The organism is Roseobacter sp. HKCCD7870, assembly GCF_037830315.1.
In the GTDB taxonomy this organism is placed as follows: Bacteria; Pseudomonadota; Alphaproteobacteria; order Rhodobacterales; family Rhodobacteraceae; genus M30B80.
Genome location: NZ_JBBLYO010000003.1, coordinates 18,415 through 42,043 on the forward strand (window position 1 = coordinate 18,415; position 23,629 = coordinate 42,043).

Consider the following 23,629-nt stretch of genomic DNA (forward strand, 5'->3'; position numbering starts at 1 on the left):
CTTTCACCTCTTATGCACGATCAGAGATTAATTTCCCAACCAACTGTGCCGTGTAATCCACAATCGGCACGATCCGACCGTAATTGATGCGCGTTGGCCCAATCACGCCCACAGCGCCGATAATTTTCCGTTCCGAGTTCATATAGGGAGAGACAACCAAAGAGGAACCCGTAAGTGAGAATAACTTGTTCTCAGACCCAATAAAAATGCGCACACCATCGCCGCGATCGGTCAAATCAAGAAATTCCGCGATGTCCCGCTTGCGTTCGAGATCATCAAACAAGGATTTGATCCGTTCGAGATCTGCAATTTCTGGCGCATTGTCCAACAGATTCGCCCGCCCGCGAACAATAAGGCGCTCGCCCCGATGACCAGAATTTTCCCAAATCGCCAAACCCTGTTCAATTAGCGATTTTGCAATTTCATCAATCTCGCGGCGGCGTGTTTTGACCTCTTGCTCCATCACCGCGCGCAAATCTGTAACGGTGCGCCCTTCTGCCCATGCGTTCACAAAATTCGCAGCCTCGCGCATCGCACTTGGCGTCAATCCAGGCGGTGGGGTGAATAGCCGATTTTCAACATGGCCATCGGCGAACACCAAAACAACAAGGGCTTTTTCGGTTGAGAGGGATACAAACTCAACATGTTTGATCGGCGCCTCGTGTTTCGGGGCAAGCACCAAACTGGCGCCATGGGTGATGCCCGACAATGCCTTGCCAATCCGATCCAAAGCCGTTGAAACCGTGTCGGAATTGCTTTGAACTGTCGCATCAAGGTGGGTTTTGTCGTCTTTGCCGAGTTCGGTAACCTCAAGCAACCCATCCACGAACATGCGCAGTCCCAAATGGGTGGGAACACGCCCCGCCGAAATATGCGGGCTGTCGAGCAGGCCGAGATATTCCAAGTCCTGCATCACATTTCGGATAGTGGCGGCTGAAATCTGTTCGGTCATATTGCGGGTCAGGCTGCGTGATCCAACGGGCTCACCAGTGGAAAGATAGCCCTCGACCACGCGGCGAAAAACTTCACGCGATCTCTCGTTCAACTCAGCGAGAATTTGTGATGTTTCACTCATTCTTCAGCCCCAAATCATCACCTAATTTCCCCGCATGGGCCACAGATGGTCAATCCTGCTTGCAACTGCCCCTTTACTGCGACTATCCCACAGAGGTGGATCACAAGGAGATATTTATGCGTCCTTCAGGCAGAAACCTAGATGAAATGCGGAAAATTTCTATTGAAACTGCCGTGATGCGCCATGCGGAAGGGTCGTGTTTGATCAAATGCGGCGATACCCATGTTCTGTGTTCCGCCACAATCGAAGAGCGCGTGCCGCCTTTTTTGAAAAATTCTGGTTTGGGATGGGTCACCGCTGAATATGGGATGCTACCACGCGCCACGCATACGCGGGGGCGGCGTGAGGCTGCGGTTGGCAAACAATCGGGCCGCACACAGGAAATTCAGCGTCTCATTGGTCGCGCATTACGGGCGGGCGTGGATCGCTCCGCGTTGGGTGAACGTCAAATTACCATCGACTGCGATGTTATGCAGGCGGATGGTGGAACGCGCTGCGCCTCTATCACAGGGGGTTGGGTCGCATTGCGACTTGCTGTGAATAAGCTGCTTGCCTCTGGCGCCATTACATCTGACCCGATTTTGGATAATGTTGCCGCCGTCTCTTGCGGCATTTACGCGAGCCAACCTGTTCTTGATCTCGATTATCCCGAAGATTCAGAGGCTGGAACCGATAGTAACTTTGTTATGACCGGCGGAGGTAAGCTGATCGAGATTCAAGCCAGCGCAGAGTCAGCGACTTTTTCCTTGGATGAATTCGCAGAATTGCAAAAACTTGCTCAGAAAGGCGTTGCAGAGCTTGTTTTGGCGCAAAACGCGGCGGTTGCGTGATGCGGAAATTCACCTCAAACGCATTGCTTGTGGCCACCCATAATCAAGGCAAACTTGAGGAAATATCTGCGCTTTTGACGCCATTTGGCATCAAGACCGTGTCCGCCAAGGATCACGATCTGCCCGAACCCGAAGAAACAGGCACAACTTTTATCGAGAACGCGCGGATCAAGGCCCATGCTGCCGCCAAGGCAACAGGTCTTCCCGCTTTGGCCGATGACAGCGGTATTGAAATTGACGCGCTTGGAAATGCACCTGGTGTTTACACGGCTGATTGGGCCGAAACGCCGAACGGGCGCGATTTTGTAATGGCCATGCAGCGCGCCCATGATGAGCTAGAGGCTGCAAACGCCCCACATCCACGCCTCGCGCGGTTTTGCTGCACGCTTGTCCTTGCATGGCCCGATGGCCATGACGAGATATTCGAAGGCGTTATGGCGGGTCAGGTGGTTTGGCCAATGCGGGGTGACCAAGGACACGGCTATGACCCGATTTTCCAACCCGAAGGCTATGACATCACCTTTGGTGAGATGGATCGTTGGGAAAAAAACAAAATCAGTCACCGCGCTGATGCATTTGCGAAATTGGTGAGCCTGTTTGAACAAGCGTGACGATTGGGAAAATGGCGGCTTTGGGATTTATATCCACTGGCCCTTCTGTCAGGCCAAATGCCCCTATTGCGATTTTAACTCGCATGTATCTCAGTCCATTTATCAATCACGCTGGAAACATGCCTATCTGAGTGAAATTGATCGATTGGCCGCTGAATGCGGCGGGCGCGTTCTAAAGTCGGTGTTTTTTGGCGGCGGCACGCCATCTTTGATGGATGGGGATCTGGTCAACGCCATTATCGCGCGGATTTTACAGCACTGGCCCGCGGCAAATGATCTAGAGATTACCCTAGAGGCCAATCCGACCTCTGCGGAGGCAAGTCGATTTAAACAGTATCACGAAGCGGGCGTTTCGAGACTGTCTATGGGCATCCAGGCCCTAAATGACCCTGATCTCAAAGCACTCGGTCGCCTGCATAGCGCCGAGGAAGCCTTGCGCGCCTTTGACATTGCGCGCGGCATCTTTCCCCGTGTCAGTTTTGATTTGATCTATGCGCGGCAGCATCAAAGCCTAGAGGATTGGCGCACGGAGTTGCGCCGCGCCCTCTCTTTAGGGTTAGATCACTTATCCGCCTATCAGCTCACAATCGAAGAGGGCACCGCCTTTGGCGCACGTGCCAAGATCGGCAAGCTCAATGGCCTACCCAATGAAGACTTGGCCGTTGATATGTATGATGTGACCCAAGAACTCTGCGATAGTGCGGGATTGCCGGCATATGAGGTGTCCAACCATGCCAGCGATTTGGCGCAGTCTCGGCATAACTTGGTTTATTGGCGCTACGGCGATTATCTCGGCATAGGGCCTGGGGCCCATGGGCGTTTAACGCTCGGCGGCGTGAAATACGCGACAGCGACACCGCTTTCGCCAAATCTGTGGCTGGATCAAGTGAACCGAACGGGTTCAGGTGAAACCGCACGGGAAGAAATTTCCTCGTATGATCAAGCTGTTGAAGCGTTAATGATGGGGTTACGCCTCAGTGAAGGCGTATCTCTTGCACGGATCAAAAACCTATCAAATATAGCAGTTAATTTAGAAAAGTTGAATGAATTCAAAGATTTAGAATTAATCGACCTAAATGGCGACAGGCTGAGTTGCACTCCGTCTGGGCGGCCCGTGCTGAATGGCGTGTTGCGCGGCTTATTGGCCTAGGCCCCGCCCCCCAAACGGCGCATCAGCTCATCCAAGGCTTCGAGATCTTTATAGCTGATTGAGATCTTACCAGCCCCAGACCCTGAATCATGACTGATATCCACCTTCATCCCCAAGGCGGCTGACAAATCCGCCTCAATCGCGCGGGTATCAGCGTCTTTATTTGGTGCTGTTGGGCGCGGAGATTTAGATTTATCGCCTGCCGTGCTTGCTAGTTTTTCCGCCTCGCGCACCGATAACCCTTTGGTAATGATCTCGCGTGCCAGTTCCGAGGCATTAGGCGTTGTGATCAGGGCACGCGCGTGACCCGCTGACAGGCGCCCTTCGCGTAGCATGGCCTGCACATCATCAGGCAAATGCAAAAGACGCATTAAGTTTGCAATATGGCTGCGGCTTTTCCCCATCGCCTCAGCCAGTTTTTCTTGGGTATGGCCAAAACGATCAATCAGCTGCCGATACCCCATTGCTTCTTCGATTGGATTCAGATCAGCGCGCTGAATATTTTCGATAATCGCGATCTCGAGAACCTCAACATCTGTGAAATCCCGAATAATGACGGGCAATTCATGCAATTGCGCCATTTGCGAAGCGCGCCAGCGGCGTTCGCCAGCAACAATCTGATAATCACCATCATGGTTTGGATCGGCGCGCACGATAAGAGGCTGAATAATGCCCTTTTCCTTAATCGATGCGGCAAGCTCCTCCAGTGTTTCTGGGGTGAAATTACGGCGCGGCTGTTCGGGATTGGGACGAATACGTTCAATCGGCAGTTTGGTATCCGCACGGCGCGCTGGGGCAGGCTGCGATCCCTCGATATCTTGCGCTAGCGCGGCATTCGGGGTTGGGCTCGTACCCACATCAATGTCTTGCATCAACGCAGACAGACCACGCCCCAAACCGCGTTTATCCCGTTTACTCATTATCTTCTCCTAGCGCAACTTTACCGCATCGTGGCGCGCCACGATTTCTTCTGCAAGCGCCTTATAGGCAAGCGCGCCTGTTGAGGTTGCATCATAATCCAAAACAGTTTGCGCAAAGGATGGCGCTTCAGACAGGCGAACATTGCGCGGGATTTTGGTTTCATAAACCAATTCCCCCAAGGTTTGCCGTGCATCATCTTCAACCAATTTTGAAAGGTTATTGCGCAAATCATACATCGTCAAAACCACACCTTCGATGCGCAACTCCGAATTTGCACCTTCACGCACTTGGCGCACTGTCAACATGAGCTGTGACAAACCTTCCAATGCGAAAAATTCAGCCTGAAGCGGCACCAACACAGAATCCGCAGCGACCAAAGCGTTTACTGTCAGAAGGCTTAGGGATGGCGGGCAATCCATGAAAACATAATCATAGGCACGTAAATCCGCCGCGCTAAACGCATTACGCAATAGGACAATACGTTTTTCATTATCGCTGAGTTCAACATCAGCCGAGCTGAGATCGGTTGTTGCGGGGACAACATCAATGCCATCAACCTTGGTTTTCTGGGTCACATCCGCAAGTTTCGCGCCCTCAATCAGCAAATCATAGCTTGAGAGATCGCGATCCTCGACACCCAACCCAGTCGAAGCATTGCCCTGCGGATCAAGGTCAATCAGCAAAACGCGTTTGCCCATTGCGGCCAATGCAGCGCCAAGATTGATTGTTGTGGTTGTTTTTCCAACCCCGCCCTTTTGGTTTGCAATCGCGATAATTCGTGGAGAGGCGCGTTCAGACACGGCGTAATTCCTTTATTTCTATGATTTGACCGTCGTCACTGGTTACGCTCGGATGAGTCTTGATCGACATCTGCCACGATTCCTTTGCGGTGTCGATTTCTTGCGGGGCAGATTGGCCCTTTAAAAACAAACATTGGCCATCTGTTGCTAAATGGCGATAGGACAGCGTGCAAAGCTTGGATAAATCGCTAAGCGCACGGGCTGAAATGATGTCGGCATTTTGGGGTGGCGCGTCTTCGATCCTGCGGGACATCACATTAATAGGTATCCCGACCTGACGCGCGACATCCCGCAAGAACGCGCATTTGCGCAAATCGGATTCAATGAAATGAAAGCTAAGGTCTGGGGATTTTTCTGCTGCAATAATCGCGCAAACCAACCCAGGAAAACCGCCGCCACTGCCCATATCTAGCCATTTTCCACTGGATTTTGCCGCCAATGGAAAGATTTGTGCAGAATCTACGATATGGCGCGACCACGCATCAGCTAATGTTGCAGGGGCAACCAAATTGATCGCCTTTTGCCATTTCACCAACATATCAACGTAAATCTGCAAGCGATCCAATGTTTCACGTGAAACAAAGGTGCTAAGATATGCCTGCGCGTCTCCTTCGGTCATGCGGATTTCCGTTGAATTTGGCGCAGTTTTGTCAGGATCAACGTCAAGGCGGCTGGGGTCATGCCATCAATTCGGCCCGCTTGCCCTAAATCGCGAGGCTGCACTTTGGTCAATTTCTGCCGCAATTCTGTTGATAGCCCCTCGATCTCCATAAAATTAAGAGTCTCGGGGATTAATTGCGCCTCGTCCCGCTTAAGCGCCTGAACATCGCGCTCTTGGCGTTCAATATAAGCGGCATATTGTGCCTCTCGGTTGATCTGCGCCTTTGTCGCCGCGCTGTAGTCGATTAATTCGGGCCAAATGGCCTCAAGATCGGAAAAATCTATGTCCGGGAAGGCCAAAAGCTCCACCCCGTTGCGGCGCTGACCATCCTGGTTCATATTCAGCCCGTGTTTCTTTCCCCCAGATGGCGTCAGATTATGGTTCCGCAGGACGGTGTAGCAGGCATCAATCTGGGCTATCTTATCTTCGAATAAACGCTTGCGCGTCTCGTCCACTGTGCCGAGATCAATACCAATCGGTGTAAGACGTTGATCCGCATTGTCCGCGCGTAAAGAAAGACGAAACTCGGCGCGCGAGGTGAACATGCGATAGGGTTCGCTGACACCGCAGGTCACCAAGTCATCAATCATCACGCCAATATAACTTTCACGGCGCGAGAATATCACGGCATCCCGCCCCTGCGCGGAACGCGCTGCATTAACACCCGCCACAAACCCCTGTGCGGCCGCCTCTTCATATCCCGTTGTGCCGTTGATTTGACCTGCGAAATAAAGGTTTTTTACAGTCTTAACCTGCAAATCGGCCCCAAGCGCGCGGGGGTCTACAAAGTCATATTCAATCGCATATCCAGGTTGAAGGATCTCAACCGCCTCTAACCCAACCATCGAGCGAACATAATCCACCTGAACATCAGCGGGAAGTGAGGTTGAAATCCCGTTTGGATAGATAGTGTGATCCTCTAGGCCTTCAGGCTCAAGGAACACTTGATGCGAGGTTTTGTCGGCAAAGCGCACAATCTTATCTTCAATAGAGGGGCAATACCGTGGCCCGATCCCCTCAATATGCCCGCCATACATCGCAGACCGGCCTAGGTTGTTGCGGATAATCTCATGCGTTTTTTCATTGGTATGCGTAATACCGCAGGCAATTTGGCGCACATGTGGCTTATCCGATAGGAAAGAGAATAGAACGGGGTCATCATCCGCGGGTTGGGTTTCCAAAATATCCCAATTAATCGTGCGCCCATCCAAACGTGGCGGCGTTCCTGTCTTCAAGCGGCCAAGTGGCAGGGCAAAACTGTCGATCCGCTCCGCCAATTTAACCGAAGGCTTATCACCCATTCGGCCGCCAGGCATTCTTTTATCGCCTATATGGATAACCCCACGCAGGAATGTGCCTATTGTCAAAACCACCGATTTCGCTGAAATCTCGGCACCATCCGCCAAAACAACGCCTGACACGGCCCCGTCTATGCCAAGAAAATCGGCTACCTCGCCTGCAATAATTGTCAAATTCTTGGTTCGGGCGAGCAGGTCTTGCATCGCAGCACGGTATAGTTTGCGGTCAGATTGTGTGCGCGGGCCCTGAACCGCGGGGCCTTTTCGGCGATTCAGCAAGCGAAACTGAATACCTGAGCGATCCGCAGCCAAACCCATAACGCCCCCTAGGGCATCAATCTCACGCACCAGATGGCCTTTACCCAAGCCGCCAATGGCTGGATTACAGGACATAACCCCAATATTATCGAAGGATAATGTGACGAGCGCGGTTTTTGCGCCCGCCCGCGCAGCTGTATGAGCGGCCTCTGCACCTGCATGGCCACCCCCAATCACAACAACATCGAAATCATGATGTTTCACGTGAAACACTCCGCTTTTCTTATTTACCGATGCAAAACTGCAAAAAGATTTCGCCCAAGACCATTTCAACATCGACACGGCCAATAAGCGAATCCAGCTTTCTTATAGCATATCGCACATATTCCGCTGCAATGTCTGTGTGACTGTCGCCTTTTCCGAGGGCAATCAACGCATCAGCCAGACCTTGCCGCGCATCAAGCATCGCTTGGCGATGGCGCATATGCGTTGCGGTGGCAACGTTCGCGGCGCGATCCGATAAGCACGCTGAAACTAGCGCGATCAACTCATCCACGCCCTGACCCGTCTGTCCTGACACAGAAATCCCGCCGCCGCTCTGCATGTCGGCCTTACCCAATATGGATATATCATCAGCACCCAAATCAAAGGGCGGCTGTTCGTCTGGGTTAGATTTCAGAAAAACCCGCAAATCTGCGGATTTTGCGCGATTTATTGCTCGCTCAACACCGATGGATTCAATCGTATCCGTGCTATCACGAATCCCAGCGGTATCGAGTAACGTCACAGGCAGGCCACCAAGATCAAGGCGCACCTCTATCACATCGCGGGTTGTTCCCGCGATTTCTGAGGTAATGGCGATGTCCCGCCCAGAAATAGCGTTTAACAACGTGGATTTCCCTGCGTTTGGCGCACCGATTATAGCAACCTCAAACCCGTCACGGATGCGTTCAGCCACCAAACTGCCCGCAATTTCGACATCCAAACTCTGCACCACCTGCGTGATAAGGCCCTGCACCTCAGGGGTCACATCAGTGGGCACATCCTCATCCGCGAAATCAATCGTGACTTCAATAAGTGCTGTCGCGCGCAACAAATGCTGCCGCCACGCCTCAACCAGCTTTCCCAAATGTCCCGAAAAAACACGGCTGGCTTGGCGTCTTTGCGCCTCTGTTTCTGCATTGATCAGATCACCCAGACCTTCAACCTGAGCGAGATCAAGCTTGTTATTTTCAAGGGCGCGGCGGGTAAACTCGCCAGGTTCGGCCATACGGGCGCGGCCAGTTTCTGACAAAGCCGCAAGAACGGCTTTCACAACTGCGGGGCTGCCATGGCAATGCAGCTCAATCACATCCTCGCCTGTAAAACTATGCGGCGCCTGAAATCGCAACGCCAAAACATGGTCAATAATCTGGCCTTTGTCCTTGAAGGGTCGAAGCCGAAATTGACCAACGTCTGGAAGGCCGCCGAGAAATTTGGAGCATAAATCGACTGTCTCCGCACCCGATACCCGAATAACGGAAACGCCCGCCCGACCATTGGCCGAGGCGAGCGCGAAGATGGTATCCGCAATTAAGCCTGACATCTTAGGTGTTCATAGAGTCGAAAAATTCCGAGTTCGTTTTGGTCTGTTTCAACTTAGAAATAAGGAATTCAATCGCGTCTGTTGTTCCCATTGGGTTCAAGATGCGGCGCAAGACATAGGTTTTCTGCAAATCGCCCTTATCGACCAACAGGTCTTCCTTACGGGTGCCAGATTTTAAAATATCCATAGCTGGGAAGACGCGCTTATCCGCCACCTTACGGTCCAACACGATTTCCGAGTTACCCGTGCCTTTAAATTCTTCAAAGATCACTTCGTCCATGCGGCTACCTGTATCGATCAAGGCGGTTGCGATAATTGTCAGCGATCCACCTTCTTCAATGTTACGAGCCGCACCAAAGAAACGCTTAGGGCGTTGCAGAGCGTTCGCGTCAACGCCGCCTGTCAACACCTTACCCGATGATGGGACAACGGTGTTATACGCGCGCCCCAAACGAGTAATAGAGTCGAGCAAAATAACAACATCGCGCTTATGTTCGACAAGCCGCTTTGCTTTTTCAATGACCATTTCAGCCACCGCAACGTGACGCGTTGCAGGTTCGTCAAAGGTTGAGGATACAACCTCACCCTTCACCGACCGCTGCATATCCGTCACTTCCTCGGGCCGTTCATCAATCAGCAAAACAATCAAATAACATTCTGGGTGGTTCGTTTCGATAGAATGCGCAATGTTCTGCAAAAGCACGGTTTTACCCGTGCGTGGCGGTGCAACAATCAGGGCACGCTGGCCTTTACCGATGGGCGATACCAAATCAATAATGCGCGCGGAACGATCCTTGATCGTTGGATCTTCGATCTCCATCTTCAACCGCTCATCAGGATAAAGCGGCGTCAAGTTATCAAAGGCAACCTTATGGCGTGCTTTTTCTGGCACTTCAAAATTGATCTTGGAAACCTTGGTCAGGCCAAAATAATTCTCTGTCTCGCGTGGTGCGGCAATCACACCCTCGACCGTGTCACCCGTGCGCAAGCTGTGTTGGCGGATCATGTCAGGGGAGACATAAATATCGTCTGGGCCTGGAAGGTAATTTGCCTCAGGCGAGCGCAAGAACCCAAACCCGTCTTGCAAAACTTCCAGCACACCATCGCCGTAAACATCCCACCCTTCTTCTGCGCGCTCTTTGAGAATGGCGAACATCATGTCGCCTTTGCGCATGGTGGAGGCGTTCTCGATCTCCAGCTCTTCTGCCATGGATAGAAGATCTTTAGGTGATTTTGCCTTTAGATCAGCAAGATTTAAAGAGTTAACTGTCATGAGAGTTCCATATGCCTCTTGAGACGCATCGCGTTTAAGGGCTTTTGCACAATAGGGAAGGATAGTGATCGGACGATCGCTTAGCCTGTCTTCTACGCACAGATGGAACTCAAGTCAATCTGCGGGTTAGCGCGTAGAATTTTGCCAATGTTAAAAAAGAAAATAATAATTTTAAGAAAAGGATAATGATTTGGTTGTGCAGTGCAAAACCTTGGAAACTTATTTATCATTATTTTATCAACAGGATCTCCGTTGGGGATGATATTTACCCCCATAAATCGAAATTTTATAAAAATACACAATATCAATTAGTTAGCGAAAAATTTCGAATGCAAAGCTGTGGGAAACTTTGGAATATCTCCGTGTTTGTCGCATCTTCTCCGACCCACCCGGATAGAAATTACACCCGTGGATAAACGACATATAATTTTCCGCTATGTCACAATGACCTGTGGTTGAAACGGTGCATGTGACTATGTCATCACTTGATCCAAGGGATTATCCCCAAGACTTCCCACGGAATTATCCAATGCAAAAAATCATCTTGGCGTCCCAATCGGCAGTCCGACAGCAGCTTTTGCAGAATGCTGGGGTGTCATTTATCGCAGAAAATGCGCGAATCGATGAATCGTTGTTAAAGACATCATTGTTGGCCGAAGGTGCCCCGCCGCGTGATTTGGTAGATCAATTGGCCGAGGCTAAAGCCGCCAAACTTGCCCAAAAAAATCCTGATGCTGTTGTTATTGGCTGCGACCAGATTCTGGAATTTGAGGGTAATATTCTATCAAAACCAGCCAGCCTGGAAGACGCGCGCGCTCAATTGACGATGCTGCGTGGAAAATCGCACAAACTTATGTCCGCCGCGGTGATCTATCACGAGGCGCAACCAATTTGGCGCCATATCGGTGTCGTGCGTCTCTTTATGGCAGAGTTTAGTGATAGCTATCTTGACGCTTACCTTGCCCGCAATTGGCCCGATATCGCACAGGCAGTTGGCGCTTATATGCTTGAATCCGAGGGCATTCGCCTGTTTTCTCGGGTCGAGGGCAGCTATTTCGATGTTTTGGGCCTGCCATTAACCGAGGTTTTGAACTTCTTGGCACTGCGAGGGTTTATAGAAAGATGACAGCATCGGTGCCGCTTGCAGCCGTTATTGGTGACCCAATTGGTCACAGCAAATCCCCTATGTTGCATGGGTTTTGGCTGAGGGCCTATCAGATTTCGGGCTATTATGTGCCGCTGCATGTAACATCTGGCGACTTAGAACAGGTTCTGGCTGCGATGCCGCGGATGGGGTTTGTTGGCGCAAATGTGACGATTCCCCATAAAGAAACTGTTTTGGATTTGGCCGATATTGTCACTGATCGCGCGCGTGCGATTGGCGCCGCCAATACCCTAACCTTTCACAAAGATGGTAAAATCGAAGCTGATAACACCGATGGCTACGGATTTCTTGCCAATATTCAACAAAACGCGCCCGCATTCGATGCAAAGGATGGCCCTGCTGTTATTCTTGGCGCGGGCGGGGCGGCAAAGGCGGTCATCTATGCTTTGCTAGAGGCAGGCACACCGCAGGTGCGGGTGCTGAACCGTAATCTTGATCGTGCAAAAAACCTATCTGCCCGATTTGGGGATCGTGTTTCTGTGCATGAGGTGTCAGATCTTCCAAACCTTCTTGGGGATTGTAAGCTTTTGGTGAACAGCACATCCCTGGGCATGATAGGCCAGCCATCCCTTGCGGCGGATTTGAGTAATTTACCAAAAACCGCCATTGTGAACGATATCGTTTATACCCCTCTTGAAACGGATCTCTTAAAACAAGCGCGCGCCATGGGCGCAGTCGCAGTTGATGGTTTGGGGATGCTCTTGCACCAAGCCGCGCCTGGTTTTGCGAAATGGTTCGGAAAAGAACCCGCTGTAACCGATGACCTGCGCCGCGCGGTTTTGGCGAAATGAGTTTTCTTCTTGGTCTTACGGGCTCAATCGGGATGGGCAAAAGCACCACCGCAGATATGTTTCGTGAGGCGGGTGTTCCTGTGTGGGATGCCGATGCGACAGTGGCCAAACTATATGCCAAAGGAGGCGCTGCGGTGGCACCGCTTTCAGCGTTGAATATGGGGTTGATCCAAAATGATGCGGTGGATCGCGCGGCATTGAAAAATTGGGTCAAAACAGACTCGAACGCGCTTAATCAGCTTGAATCTCTTATTCACCCCCTTGTCGCCGCAGATCGGGCCAAATTCATTGATGACCATGCGGAACAGTCACTGATTGTTTGTGACATTCCGCTTCTTTATGAAACAGGTGCGGATCAATGGCTGGATGCCGTTTTGGTTGTGACAACTGATGCCGAAACGCAGAAAGCCCGCGTCATGGCACGGGCGGGAATGGATCCTGAGCTATTTGATCAAATTCTTGTGCGACAGATGCCAAGTTCTGAAAAAATTGCCCGCGCGGATTATGTGATAGAAACAAATAGCTTTGAGGGCGCGCGCAAAGCCGTGCATGATTTGATCAACGATTTAACGGCAAGGGCAACGTGATGCGCGAGATTGTTCTAGACACCGAAACCACAGGGTTTGAGCCGTCCGAAGGCCATCGCATTGTCGAAATTGGCGCGGTTGAATTGTGGAACCACCTGCCAACAGGCAAGACATACCACCAATACATCAACCCTGAACGCGCAATGCCCCAAGAGGCGTTTAATGTTCATGGATTGGGTGATGAGTTTTTAGCCGATAAACCAGTTTTCGCCGCCATTGCGCAAGATTTTCTGGATTTTGTCGGTGATGCAAAATTGGTCATTCACAATGCAAGCTTCGATATGAAGTTTTTGAATGCAGAACTTGGATGGGTGAACAAACCGCTTTTGCCGAATGATCAGGCGATCGACACGCTGGCTATAGCGCGGCGCAAATTCCCTGGATCACCCGCAAGTCTTGATTCCTTATGTCGCCGTTTTGGTGTCGATAATTCTATGCGCGAAAAACACGGCGCGCTTTTGGATTCGGAAATCTTGGCCGAGGTCTATCTCGAGTTGATCGGGGGCAAGCAGCCTGACTTTACCCTCTCGCCAGATGATCAGGATAAAGATCGTGATGTTGTGCGGCCAATGCGGCGCGCCTCTGCGCGGCCAGAACCCCTTAAGCCGCGTTTGACAGATGAGGAAACCGTCGCCCATCAAGACTTCATCTCCGAGATGGGCGACAAGGCTGTTTGGATGCGTTAACGCTTAGGCATCAGCCTTTTGTTCGGTCATTTTGCGGGCCAATTCATTGCGATAAAGCGCAACAAAATCAATTGTGTCGAGGTTCAGTGGTAAATACCCACCGTCCCGCGTGACGTCTGAAACGATGCGGCGGATGAACGGGAAAAGCATCCGAGGGCATTCGATCATCAGATACGGGTGGAGCTGTTCTTCGGGCACGTTGTCGATGTGAAAAATGCCAGCATAATCAAGGTCTACGCGAAAGATTGGTTCAGGGGCGTCCCCTTTGGTTTTCGCTTCAATCGTCACTTTTACGATGACGTCATACTGCTTTTCCGTGGGCCGCTTTCCGCCATCGAGCGCGACACGCAATTGAATGTCGGGCTGACCCGCGCCTTGAACCGATTTTTGCGCTGCGATGTTCTCAAACGACAAATCTCGCACGAATTGTCCCAAGATTTTCATTAGCGGCATTACGGGTTGTTGTTGTGCTGCGCTGTCCTGCGCTGCATCCGCATCTTTTTTCGACATCTTTCATCTCCCAAAGGCAAATTTTAAGGCGTCTTAACAGCCCGATCCAAAAGCCTCAATGCCGTGTCCACCCCGATGGGTCATGCGGGTCTGTATCTAAGATCTCGCCATCTTCATCTATGATTGTGCCAGATTGGCTGCGAAAATTGGCTTGGCTTTGAAAACTGGTGGTTTTTATGTGTGATTTGACCTGAAGGATCAAAAATTGTCGAACGGGCGGCACCAACAAGGAAAATCCAATCGCATCGGTGAAAAATCCAGGTGTTAGCAACAGGGCGCCCGCAATTAGGATCATCGCCCCATGGGCCAGAGGCTCGGTTGGGTCATTTAATTCGTTAAAGCTGGTGCGGATTTGCGACAGCGCCAGTGATCCTTGTGATCTGACCAACCATGTCCCCAAAATTGCCGTTAAAACGACCACAGCCAAGGTTGGCCATAACCCAATAAATCCGCCAATTTGTATGAACAAGCCAATCTCAATCAGCGGAATCGCTAGAAAAAGAACAAATAACCACATTTTTTCAGCCTTTCCCGCAGATAGTCGGTAAAACCGCGCCCAGCTTCATGGACTTGGCCCCCTTCTCTCCCTACATATGAACCTCAAGCGCAGTCTAAAACCCCTGCGGCAACATTAGCCGGTATCAAAATTGGATTGAGACCCACATGAACTCATCATTTCTTTCCCTTTTGGTTCTCGCGGCAATCGCGATCTTTTTGATCCTGCGGTTGCGCGCCGTTCTTGGCACGCGTGAGGGGTTTGAGAAATCGCCCGAGGTCGTAAAAACCTCAAAATCTGCACAATCCCGTAATTTTGAGGTGATCGAGGGCGGCCCTGATCGGGATATCACCGATCATGTTCCCGAAGGATCAGAAAGCGCCCGTGCCTTGGCCGCGATGAAATCCGCAGAGCCCAGTTTCGCGGTGGGAGAATTTTTGACTGGTGCGCGCGGCGCCTATGAAATGATTCTCATGGCGTTTGAACGTGGCGATATTTCGGAAGTGCGCGATTTCCTATCCCCCGAGGTTGCCGAGAGCTTTGATGAGGTTATCGAAGCGCGCCGTGCGCAAGGCTTTGAGATTGAAGCAAACTTTGTGGGCCTCAATGATATCGCTGTTCAAGAAGCCCAGTTTGACGCCACCTCGCGCGAGGGTGAGGTCACGGTTCGCTTCGCTGCAGAACTGACCTCTGTGGTGCGCAACTCCGATGGTGAAATTGTCGAAGGCAGCGCAACCGAAATCAAACGCCAGCGGGACGTTTGGACCTTCGCCCGCGAAATGGGCAGCCGCAATCCAAATTGGGTTTTGGTTGCCACAGGCGGCTGATCCTAGCGTAAGGACTGCGTGGTGACTTATCCCCAACCCATAGGATTTTCCGATCTTTTGGGCTGGGATGACGAGGATTACGCCGAAATCCTTTCAATTTTCCAATCTCAAACGGATTTGGCGATAGCTGATCTTGTGACAGCCGCCCGCAGTGTTCGCCCCTCACAGGCCCGCGCGTTTTTTCAATCAAATTTTCAGCCTCTCAGATTTGGCCCCGCCTTTGCAGGACATATCACGGGATATTACGAACCCGTTTTGCCCGCCCGCGTCGCGCCAGATGCTGAATACAGGTTCCCGCTCTACGCCGCCCCAAAAGATATGCCGGAGATTTGGGCGACACGCGCCGAAATCGAAGCGGGCAATTTGCTTTCGGGGCAAGGATTGGAACTGGTCTATCTCAATTCGCGCATAGACCAGTATTTTTGCCATATCCAAGGATCTGTTGCCGTGACCTACCCAGATGGTGAGACGCGCCGCTTTGGGTTTTCGGCAAAAAACGGACATCCCTATCGTTCCATTGGGGCTGAATTGGTCGCGATGGGCGAAATCAGTGCGAAACAGATCACCGCAGATTGGGTCAAAGATTGGCTGAGGCACCATCCCGACCAAATGGACGCGCTTTTGCAGAAAAACCCCTCCTATATCTTCTTTGAACCGCGTCACAAAAATGGCGCGGTCGGTGCCACAGGGCAGGTTTTGACCGCGAACCGCTCGCTTGCGATTGATCCCGCATATATCCCCTATGGTCTGCCCGTCATGGTTGCGGGCGAGACGCGTGCGGCGCGGATTTATTTTGCCCAAGATTGTGGTTCTGCCATTAAAGGCGCACAGCGGGCCGATATTTTCTGTGGATCAGGTGATGCTGCGGGCAGGAGTGCGGGCGCAATAAATGAACCCGCCAGCTTGACCGTGCTTTGGCCCAAGGGTCATGATTTGCCCAATGGATGGGCAGGATAAGCCATGGCAAAAAAACCAAAAAACCTAAGCAGCGAAGACCGCGTTTTATGGGATCGCGTTGCACGCAGTGCTAAGCCATTGAAACGTGCCGCCGTCAATTTCTATCTTGCGAAACCCGACACGGCGGCCATTCCCCCACGTGAGATTGTCGATTTTACGCCAAAGTTGGATCTCAGTGACTTTGACATTGGGCTGACAGCCCCATCTGAGAAACCGCAAAACCCGCCTGAAAAGCGCCCCGTTCGTATGGATAAAAAATTGCATGGCCGCATGGTGCGGGGAAAGTTGCAGCCAGAGGCGAAAATTGACCTTCACGGCATGACACAGGCCCAAGCCCATCCTGTGTTGCAGCGATTTATCCTTGACTGCCATGCGCGTGGATATCGTTTGGCCCTTGTAATCACGGGTAAGGGCAATCTGTCTAGCGGCCCCCATTATGACCCGATTGCGCCCGCCCGTGGGGTATTGCGGCAAAACGTGCCACGGTGGCTGCGCCACCCATCAATCGCGGGCTATATCCTTGATATTCGTGAGGCGCATATTCGCCATGGCGGGGCGGGTGCGCTCTATGTCTATCTCAGGAAATAGAGACTATAGCACATAGCGGCTAAGATCGGCCTTACCTGCCAAGTCGGCGAGATAGGTTTGCACATATTTTTCATCAACGACCACGCTTTCGCCGCTTCTGTCAGGCGCGGTAAAGCTCAGCTCCTCGAAAACACGCTCCAGCATGGTATAAAGGCGCCGCGCACCGATATTCTCGACCGATTTATTCACATCTGCCGCGATTTTGGCCAAGGCTTTGATCCCATCTTCGGTGAAATCAACAGTCACGTTTTCGGTCGCCATCAAAGCGGAATATTGGCGGGTCAGGGCATTATCGGTTTCTGTCAAAATGCGGGTGAAATCATCCTCAGTCAGTGCCTGCAATTCCACCCGAATGGGCAAGCGCCCCTGAAGTTCTGGCAACAGGTCAGAGGGTTTTGCGATGTGAAATGCACCAGAGGCAATGAACAGGATATGGTCTGTTTTCACAGGCCCATGTTTTGTTGAGACTGTTGTCCCTTCTATCAGAGGCAATAGATCACGCTGCACCCCTTCGCGGCTGACATCCGCCCCGCGGGTTTCTGCGCGCGCGGCGACCTTGTCAATTTCGTCAATAAAGACGATGCCATTTTCTTCAACGGCCCGAATGGCCTCTTTCGTGACGGTTTCTTGATCCAAAAGCTTATCAGCTTCTTCACCGATAAGGATTTCATAGCTCGCCGCCACAGTCATCTTCTTGCGGATTTTCCGCCCGCCAAAGGCCTTTCCGAATATATCACCAAGGTTCATGCCGCCGCCCATTGGCCCCATCTGGGGCTGACCTGGAACTTCAAACATGGCCATTGGGTTGGATTGATCCGCAACTTCCAATTCAATAACAGTGTCGTCCAATTCCCCTGAGCGGAGTTTCTTGCGAAACATCTCGCGGGTTTGGTCGCGCGCATCGGCGCCCGCAAGCGCCTCGATCACACGATCTTCGGCGGCTTTGTGCGCCTTGGCGGTAACCTCTTCGCGCATATAGTCGCGCACCATAATTTGCGCGGCATCTACCAGATCACGGATGATCTGCTCGACATCCCGACCAACATAGCCCACCTCTGTAAATTTTGTCGCCTCAACTTTGAGAAACGGGGCGCGGGCAAGTTTCGCCAAACGGCGGCTGATTTCTGTTTTACCCACCCCAGTCGGCCCGATCATCAGAATATTTTTTGGGTAAACTTCATCGCGCAAATCATCCCCAAGTTGCTTGCGCCGCCACCGATTGCGCAGGGCAACCGCCACTGCGCGTTTTGCATCGGCTTGCCCGATGATGAAACGATCCAATTCCGATACGATTTCGCGAGGGGTCAGGTCGGTCATTTTGCGATCCGCTCTACTGTGAGGTTGCCATTGGTATAGACGCAAATATCAGCCGCAATTTCCATTGCGCGACGGGCCACATCTTCGGCGGATTTATCGCTATCCATCATCGCGCGGGCCGCGGCCAATGCGTAATTTCCACCCGACCCAATCGCGGCAATACCGTGTTCTGGTTCTAAAACATCGCCTGCGCCCGTGATGACATAGAGCTCGGATCCATCTGTGACGATCAACATCGCCTCGAGCTTTTGTAAATACTTATCCGTGCGCCAATCTTTCGCCAATTCAACACTGGCGCGCTGTAATTGGCCTGGTGTTGCCTCAAGCTTTGTTTCGAGACGCTCAAGCAAGGCAAATGCATCTGCTGTCGATCCTGCAAATCCTGCGACCACCTCATACCCGCCCGGGGAAAGGCGGCGGACTTTGCGTGCTGTGCCTTTGATCACGGTTTGGCCAAGACTGACTTGACCATCACCTGCAACCACAACCTCGTTACCCTTGCGCACACCGATAATGGTTGTGCCATGCCAATCTGGAAAACTATTCGACATGTTTACCCTTTCATGTTCCGCCCAATATGGAAGCGGCACGATCAGATCACAACCACCGCTTCGGCCAATTTTTGCGGCGGGGCACACGAAAGGCCAGCATCGGCATCATCCATGTTTTGCGAAATCTATTAAGATCAAGCGATTCATGAACCCCTGTCACGGTCTCACCATTGATTTTGGTTCGCACCATGGCACGGTTGTAAAATGGGGCGTCCAACATGGGCCGAACCTCATGTGGGGCAAAATCTGGATCCGCGCGGGTTTCACGGCGCACCCCCCAAAATGCGGATTTAAACCTTGCAGTGCGCGGCGCATCAACGGGTGATGCCGTGCCCGTTTCATCAAAGGCAATGGCGGCCGCAAGATTGCTGCCATCGCAGCGCGTTGCATCATAGAAGCAACAAGCGCCCTCTCGCGTTGGAAAGCGGCCCCATGTCCAGTAATCAAAATCTTCCTCCAAGGCGCGAGTGCCAAAATTGGCATCAAAATATCCATGCCCAGACCATGACCAACCTGCATTTTCGAGACGAACCTGGATATCGGCAACGGGTGCGAAAGGGCGCCAAATATGCGCACCATCATCGCAGAGCGGCAATTCCACATTCGTCACTGCGCGTGGGGTTAGTGTCACTTTGCCGCGCAACCGCCCGCCATGTGGTGTTGTGCGTTCATCAATATGAATGGTGAGGGCTGAACCGTCCCAAGACAGGTGACTAGGGCCTATTTTCATTTCTGTTTCCGAAAGCTCTAGCGCATCTCGGCCCCGATCTGTCATCGTCCAACGGCCGCCTTTGCCATAGGTGACAATATTCAAGCAGCAATGATCTTCGGGGTCTTTGCGCCCCGACCAACGATACCACGGCGAGAAAACTGAACCGATGAAGGCGATGATCGAAATAGCCTTGGTTCCGTCATCGCTTATGCCGTCGATATACCACCACGCATAGCCGTTGGGCGGGACGGCAAGGTTAAAGCATGGTCCGTCAAGATCGCCTCGGCCGCGTGCCGTCCTGAGAGGCAGGCCATCGGAATTCCCGCCCCCGGATGGGTGCCGCCCCCCGCCAAGTATAGACCCTTGAGAGAGGTCCGCGCCCGTGGCCGTTTCAATGCTGCCGTCATTCCATGTGGGCTCAGCCCGTAAAGGGATCCGCGCGAGGCGGGAAACATCCTTGCGAAATCCTGTGGTGTCATCAATGCGCTGTCGGGGATCGGGTCGGGAAAGATCAACCCGCGATCCGCTAATGTTTGGAATGTCAGATGACGACATGCGGCCACCTCCCTTTCTGTTGGGGCCTCGGTCGGCGCGCCGTTCATGATAATTTCAAATCTTTGCAGCGCCGTATCTGTGTTAGAGTGGAGCCCAGAATCCTGAGCGCAGATATAAAGCGTTGGATCACGCGGCAGCGCACCATTTTCGATAGGGGCAAATTCGCTGCGTTGGTCATCACCAAAAAATACGTTGTGATGGGCCAGGGTCTTGCCCCAAGCGCGGGAGGCGAAACTCCAAACATAGGCAGATAGGCTGCGCGGTTCGACCTGTGCGCGGGTGACACGCGGCGCGTGGTCTTGGCCCAAAAGCCCAATATGAATCGCGCGCGGGTCACCATTAAACACCACAATATCTGCCGCAACATGCCGACCATCTGAAAGGGTGACGCCAGTGACATGATCCGCATCTTTTGTAATGGCCTCGATGGATTGCCCAAGCTGAAACTCGATACCCATGGATTGCCCGATATTTTGCATCGCGCGGGCCAGTTGATGCACGCCGCCTTTGACCCGCCACACACCCGCCGCCTCGGATTGCCAAATCAGCGAAAGCAGCGCGGGGCTAAGATAAGGGTTGCCGCCGACATAAGTGGAATAGCGCGCAAAAACTTGTGCCAAACGGGGATCGCTGAACCGCTTAAAAACCGCTTGCGCCAAAGTTTGGTGCGGGGCCATTGCGCGCATCAGATGGGGTGATTTCAAGACCGTGAGCGTCAAATCCGCTTGTCGCGGATGAGCGCGCAGCATCATTGGCCCCTCGAATGCTGAAAAAAGCGCGGCCGTATCTTGGTGGAATTTGAGAAACTCGCCGCGTGCCTTGGAACCTGAAAAGTGATCAATAGCTGTAAGCGTTTCTTCGAGATTAGCATGAAAATCTAACTCGCTGCCATCTGGCCAGAAATGGCGGGCAAGGATGTCATCCTGTGTTAGGGTCACATGATCCTCAAGCCTCAAACCTAATGTTTGAAACAGATCGTCAAACACATGGCGCATCGTTACCACTGTTGGCCCCGCATCAATCGGCCCCGCAGCAGATGGCACTTGCCGCATTTTGCCGCCGACATGGGGCATCGCATCAAAGACTGTGACCTGACTTCCCGCATGCGCGAGGCGCAGCGCGGTCGAAAGACCGCCCATACCTGCACCGATCACCACGGCGCGGGGCCTGACAGGTGCAATAGGGCGGGTCACAGTGTTGCGTCTTTCATTAGGGCCACTCTCGAGATTATGTCAGATATTGTTGACATATTCCCGTAAACTGTCCAGTCTAATTTACATATGCGTGGGATCCTCCGCGCAAACCTCGATGAAGGCTGAGTGACCATGTCCCTGTCCGCCCGCATAGAATCAGCGATCTCTGCTGCCCTCTCTTTAGCCATGAAAGAGCCTGCACCGCGCAAATTGGCGCAAGCCTTGGATCATGCTGTCAATCCGGGCGGTGCGCGGATCAGGCCGACAATCTCGCTTTCTGTGGCGAAGGCCTGTGGGGATGATAAGCCGAATCTTTCCAATGCGGCATGCGCGGCGATTGAGCTTATCCACTGCGCCAGCCTCGTTCATGATGACCTGCCCTGTTTTGACAATGCGGATTTGCGGCGCGGAAAGCCCACGGTGCATATCGCCTATTCGCAACCCATTGCGGTTCTCGCGGGTGATACGTTGATTGTTTTGGCCTTTGAGGTCTTGGCTCGTGCCGCGGTGGATGATCCACTGCGGGCAGTTGAGATGATCAAAATCCTAAGCCAAGCCACAGGCATGCCCAATGGAATTTGCGCAGGCCAAGGCTGGGAAAGCGAAGATAAGATAGACCTGTCCGCTTATCATCGGTCGAAAACAGGCGCGCTGTTTGTTGCCGCCACCAAAATGGGTGCCGCTGCTGCGGGGGAAGATCCCGAACCTTGGACAGAACTGGGCGCTCGGATTGGTGAGGCATTCCAAGTTGCCGATGATCTGCGTGATGCGCTTTACGATGAAAAAACCTTGGGTAAGCCTGTAGGTCAGGATGATCTCAACGGGCGACCCAATGCTGTTTCACAACTGGGCGTGCGCGGCGCTGTTTCGCGGTTGGAGGATATTTTATCTGGCGCGATTGCCTCGATCCCGTCTTGTGCGGGTGAAGCGGCGCTGTGTGACATGGTGCGCGTATATGCAGAGCGGCTTACGCCTGTTTTGCCCGCACATCACGCGGCCGAATGAGATATGGCCGCTATTTCCCCAAGTGACGAACCGCGCCCAAAATTTTGGGATAAATGGCGCGCGCGCTATTTGAATTTGGTGGGTTCGGCTGCATTTCAATCATGGGCCGCGCATTCCCTCTTTACGCGTGCGACTGCAAAACGGGATGGCGAGCGGCTCTTTGATTTGGTGGCAGGCTTTACTTATAGCCAGATTTTGCAGGCTTTTGTTGCGCTTGATCTGCCACGCCATTTGCGCGCCCGCCCTGCTTATCCTTCCGAATTGGCCGCGAAGTTGGATGCGCCCGAAAGACGGATTTCTGTCTTATGTCAGGCCGCAGCCAGTCTTGGGCTTTTGACCCGTTTGCGGGATGGGCGCTATGCCTTGGCGCGGTTAGGGGCCGCGATCAATGGCGTGGGTGGCCTGCGCGACATGGTCTTGCACCACGATATTCTATATCGCGATTTGGGCCCTGCCGAAGGGTTTTTTCGGGGGGAAACAGACCCAGACCTTGCACGGTTTTGGCCCTATGTTTTTGGGGCCGCCGCCGCGGAAGATCCTGCTACGGCAGAGCGCTATTCGCATTTGATGTCAGAGACGCAAAATCTTGTAAGTGACGAAATCCTCTCAAGTCTGTCCTTTGGGAAGGCGCAGCACGTCATGGATATCGGGGGTGGCACGGGTGTGTTCTTGGCGGCCTGCGCCAAGGCCCATCCAGATGTTCAAGTGACCCTTTTTGATTTGCCGCAGGTGGCGGCACTGGCCCAAGATCGGTTTGAGCGCGCAGGCATTGCCGCGCGGGCCACGATTGTCTCGGGCAGTTTCCGCGATGATCCTTTGCCAATTGGGCCAGATCTTATTACCCTCATCCGCGTTCTTTACGATCACGAAGATGAAACCGTCCTTCGATTGTTAAAATCGGTTCACGCCGCTTTGCCCGAAGGCGGTAAGATCGTCATCGCCGAGCCGATGTCAGGCGGGCAAACGCCAGATCGCAGCGCGGATGCGTATTTCGCGCTCTATTGTATGGCGATGGGCACAGGCACAGTCCGCAGTGCCGCCCAAATCGGCGAATTATTGTCGAAAGCAGGGTTTGCGCGGGTTTCGCCCGTCAAAACGGGGCGTCCATTTGTGACGCGGATCGTTACAGCTGAAAAGACTGTCAACAAAAGCTGACAATCTTTTTGTATAAACTGTCCATTTTAATTGACATACAGTGCTGTAATATTAAACTGACACATGACTCAA

The 23,629-nt window shown here is 52.5% G+C and carries 25 protein-coding genes; 12 read left to right on the forward strand and 13 right to left on the reverse strand.

Annotation, left to right across the window (positions count from 1 at the left end):
- Nucleotides 1-10: 10 nt before the first annotated feature.
- On the reverse strand, nt 11-1,075 hold the full coding sequence (gene hrcA, locus AAC637_RS11480) for a heat-inducible transcriptional repressor HrcA (protein WP_340303702.1): 1,065 nt from the start codon (nt 1,073-1,075) through the stop codon (nt 11-13).
- Nucleotides 1,076-1,191: 116 nt separating this feature from the next.
- Between hrcA and rph the strand changes: the two genes are divergently transcribed.
- The 3 genes from rph to hemW are packed head-to-tail and all read left to right on the forward strand — an operon-like array spanning nt 1,192 to nt 3,666.
- Nucleotides 1,192-1,905, forward strand: coding sequence for a ribonuclease PH (gene rph / locus AAC637_RS11485; protein ID WP_340303703.1), 714 nt, complete (start codon nt 1,192-1,194; stop codon nt 1,903-1,905).
- Nucleotides 1,905-2,516: an RdgB/HAM1 family non-canonical purine NTP pyrophosphatase gene (gene rdgB / locus AAC637_RS11490; protein ID WP_340303704.1), complete on the forward strand. Its 612-nt coding sequence runs from the start codon at nt 1,905-1,907 to the stop codon at nt 2,514-2,516. The genes rph and rdgB overlap by 1 nt, the downstream gene beginning before the upstream one ends.
- Nucleotides 2,503-3,666 carry a radical SAM family heme chaperone HemW gene (hemW, locus tag AAC637_RS11495; RefSeq protein WP_340303705.1) on the forward strand — a complete coding sequence of 388 codons (1,164 nt, stop codon included), beginning with the start codon at nt 2,503-2,505 and terminating at the stop codon, nt 3,664-3,666. Before rdgB ends, hemW begins: the two co-directional genes overlap by 14 nt.
- Here the strand turns inward: hemW and AAC637_RS11500 are convergent.
- The 6 genes from AAC637_RS11500 to rho are packed head-to-tail and all read right to left on the reverse strand — an operon-like array spanning nt 3,663 to nt 10,462.
- Nucleotides 3,663-4,586 (reverse strand): ParB/RepB/Spo0J family partition protein, encoded by a 924-nt coding sequence (locus tag AAC637_RS11500; protein WP_340303706.1) that lies wholly within the window; start codon nt 4,584-4,586, stop codon nt 3,663-3,665. The two genes, hemW and AAC637_RS11500, sit on opposite strands and share 4 nt — an antisense overlap.
- A 9-nt stretch (nt 4,587-4,595) precedes the next feature.
- Nucleotides 4,596-5,387 carry a ParA family protein gene (locus tag AAC637_RS11505; RefSeq protein ID WP_340303707.1) on the reverse strand — a complete coding sequence of 264 codons (792 nt, stop codon included), beginning with the start codon at nt 5,385-5,387 and terminating at the stop codon, nt 4,596-4,598.
- The gene (gene rsmG / locus AAC637_RS11510) at nt 5,380-6,006 is read right to left on the reverse strand and encodes a 16S rRNA (guanine(527)-N(7))-methyltransferase RsmG (protein ID WP_340303708.1); all 627 of its coding nucleotides are present in this window, start codon (nt 6,004-6,006) and stop codon (nt 5,380-5,382) included. The genes AAC637_RS11505 and rsmG overlap by 8 nt, the downstream gene beginning before the upstream one ends.
- Nucleotides 6,003-7,877, reverse strand: coding sequence for a tRNA uridine-5-carboxymethylaminomethyl(34) synthesis enzyme MnmG (gene mnmG, locus AAC637_RS11515; protein WP_340303709.1), 1,875 nt, complete (start codon nt 7,875-7,877; stop codon nt 6,003-6,005). The genes rsmG and mnmG overlap by 4 nt, the downstream gene beginning before the upstream one ends.
- 10 nt (nt 7,878-7,887) lie before the next feature.
- Nucleotides 7,888-9,189: a tRNA uridine-5-carboxymethylaminomethyl(34) synthesis GTPase MnmE gene (gene mnmE / locus AAC637_RS11520; protein WP_340303710.1), complete on the reverse strand. Its 1,302-nt coding sequence runs from the start codon at nt 9,187-9,189 to the stop codon at nt 7,888-7,890.
- A 1-nt stretch (nt 9,190) separates the two neighbouring features.
- Nucleotides 9,191-10,462: a transcription termination factor Rho gene (rho, locus tag AAC637_RS11525; protein ID WP_317657073.1), complete on the reverse strand. Its 1,272-nt coding sequence runs from the start codon at nt 10,460-10,462 to the stop codon at nt 9,191-9,193.
- 529 nt (nt 10,463-10,991) lie between these two features.
- On the opposite strand from rho, the gene AAC637_RS11530 reads away from it, so the two are divergent.
- The 4 genes from AAC637_RS11530 to dnaQ are packed head-to-tail and all read left to right on the forward strand — an operon-like array spanning nt 10,992 to nt 13,691.
- The gene (locus tag AAC637_RS11530) at nt 10,992-11,588 is read left to right on the forward strand and encodes a Maf family protein (RefSeq protein WP_340303711.1); all 597 of its coding nucleotides are present in this window, start codon (nt 10,992-10,994) and stop codon (nt 11,586-11,588) included.
- Nucleotides 11,585-12,418: a shikimate dehydrogenase gene (locus AAC637_RS11535; RefSeq protein WP_340303712.1), complete on the forward strand. Its 834-nt coding sequence runs from the start codon at nt 11,585-11,587 to the stop codon at nt 12,416-12,418. The genes AAC637_RS11530 and AAC637_RS11535 overlap by 4 nt, the downstream gene beginning before the upstream one ends.
- Nucleotides 12,415-13,005 (forward strand): dephospho-CoA kinase, encoded by a 591-nt coding sequence (gene coaE, locus AAC637_RS11540; protein ID WP_340303713.1) that lies wholly within the window; start codon nt 12,415-12,417, stop codon nt 13,003-13,005. Before AAC637_RS11535 ends, coaE begins: the two co-directional genes overlap by 4 nt.
- A complete protein-coding gene (gene dnaQ, locus AAC637_RS11545) occupies nt 13,005-13,691 on the forward strand; it encodes a DNA polymerase III subunit epsilon (protein WP_340303714.1) in 687 nt (228 codons plus the stop codon). The genes coaE and dnaQ overlap by 1 nt, the downstream gene beginning before the upstream one ends.
- A gap of 3 nt (nt 13,692-13,694) precedes the next feature.
- Here the strand turns inward: dnaQ and secB are convergent, their stop codons facing one another.
- Together secB and AAC637_RS11555 are read right to left on the reverse strand one after the other, a co-directional pair.
- Nucleotides 13,695-14,201, reverse strand: coding sequence for a protein-export chaperone SecB (gene secB / locus AAC637_RS11550; RefSeq protein WP_340303715.1), 507 nt, complete (start codon nt 14,199-14,201; stop codon nt 13,695-13,697).
- A 55-nt stretch (nt 14,202-14,256) separates the two neighbouring features.
- A complete protein-coding gene (locus AAC637_RS11555; RefSeq protein WP_340303716.1) occupies nt 14,257-14,718 on the reverse strand; it encodes an FxsA family protein in 462 nt (153 codons plus the stop codon).
- A gap of 146 nt (nt 14,719-14,864) precedes the next feature.
- On the opposite strand from AAC637_RS11555, the gene AAC637_RS11560 reads away from it, so the two are divergent.
- The 3 genes from AAC637_RS11560 to AAC637_RS11570 are packed head-to-tail and all read left to right on the forward strand — an operon-like array spanning nt 14,865 to nt 17,069.
- Nucleotides 14,865-15,524, forward strand: coding sequence for a Tim44/TimA family putative adaptor protein (locus AAC637_RS11560; RefSeq protein ID WP_340303717.1), 660 nt, complete (start codon nt 14,865-14,867; stop codon nt 15,522-15,524).
- A gap of 21 nt (nt 15,525-15,545) precedes the next feature.
- The gene (gene mltA / locus AAC637_RS11565) at nt 15,546-16,481 is read left to right on the forward strand and encodes a murein transglycosylase A (RefSeq protein WP_340303718.1); all 936 of its coding nucleotides are present in this window, start codon (nt 15,546-15,548) and stop codon (nt 16,479-16,481) included.
- 3 nt (nt 16,482-16,484) lie between these two features.
- Entirely contained in the window at nt 16,485-17,069 is a 585-nt protein-coding gene (locus AAC637_RS11570) for a Smr/MutS family protein (protein WP_340303719.1), read from the forward strand.
- A gap of 3 nt (nt 17,070-17,072) precedes the next feature.
- Here the strand turns inward: AAC637_RS11570 and hslU are convergent, their stop codons facing one another.
- Genes hslU through crtD form a run of 4 tightly spaced genes read right to left on the reverse strand, consistent with a single transcriptional unit; the run spans nt 17,073 to nt 21,397 of the window.
- Nucleotides 17,073-18,386, reverse strand: a complete 1,314-nt coding sequence (gene hslU, locus AAC637_RS11575) for an ATP-dependent protease ATPase subunit HslU (protein ID WP_340303720.1) — start codon at nt 18,384-18,386, stop codon at nt 17,073-17,075.
- Complete coding sequence (gene hslV / locus AAC637_RS11580; RefSeq protein WP_340253497.1) at nt 18,383-18,937, reverse strand: ATP-dependent protease subunit HslV; 555 nt, start codon at nt 18,935-18,937, stop codon at nt 18,383-18,385. Before hslV ends, hslU begins: the two co-directional genes overlap by 4 nt.
- A gap of 46 nt (nt 18,938-18,983) precedes the next feature.
- Nucleotides 18,984-19,859 carry a carotenoid 1,2-hydratase gene (crtC, locus tag AAC637_RS11585; protein ID WP_340303878.1) on the reverse strand — a complete coding sequence of 292 codons (876 nt, stop codon included), beginning with the start codon at nt 19,857-19,859 and terminating at the stop codon, nt 18,984-18,986.
- Nucleotides 19,856-21,397: a 1-hydroxycarotenoid 3,4-desaturase CrtD gene (crtD, locus tag AAC637_RS11590; RefSeq protein WP_340303721.1), complete on the reverse strand. Its 1,542-nt coding sequence runs from the start codon at nt 21,395-21,397 to the stop codon at nt 19,856-19,858. The genes crtC and crtD overlap by 4 nt, the downstream gene beginning before the upstream one ends.
- Before the next feature lie 132 nt (nt 21,398-21,529).
- On the opposite strand from crtD, the gene AAC637_RS11595 reads away from it, so the two are divergent.
- Together AAC637_RS11595 and AAC637_RS11600 are read left to right on the forward strand one after the other, a co-directional pair.
- A complete protein-coding gene (locus tag AAC637_RS11595; RefSeq protein WP_340253503.1) occupies nt 21,530-22,402 on the forward strand; it encodes a polyprenyl synthetase family protein in 873 nt (290 codons plus the stop codon).
- Between the two features lie 3 nt (nt 22,403-22,405).
- Nucleotides 22,406-23,557, forward strand: a complete 1,152-nt coding sequence (locus AAC637_RS11600; RefSeq protein ID WP_340303722.1) for a methyltransferase — start codon at nt 22,406-22,408, stop codon at nt 23,555-23,557.
- Nucleotides 23,558-23,629 lie beyond the last annotated feature (72 nt).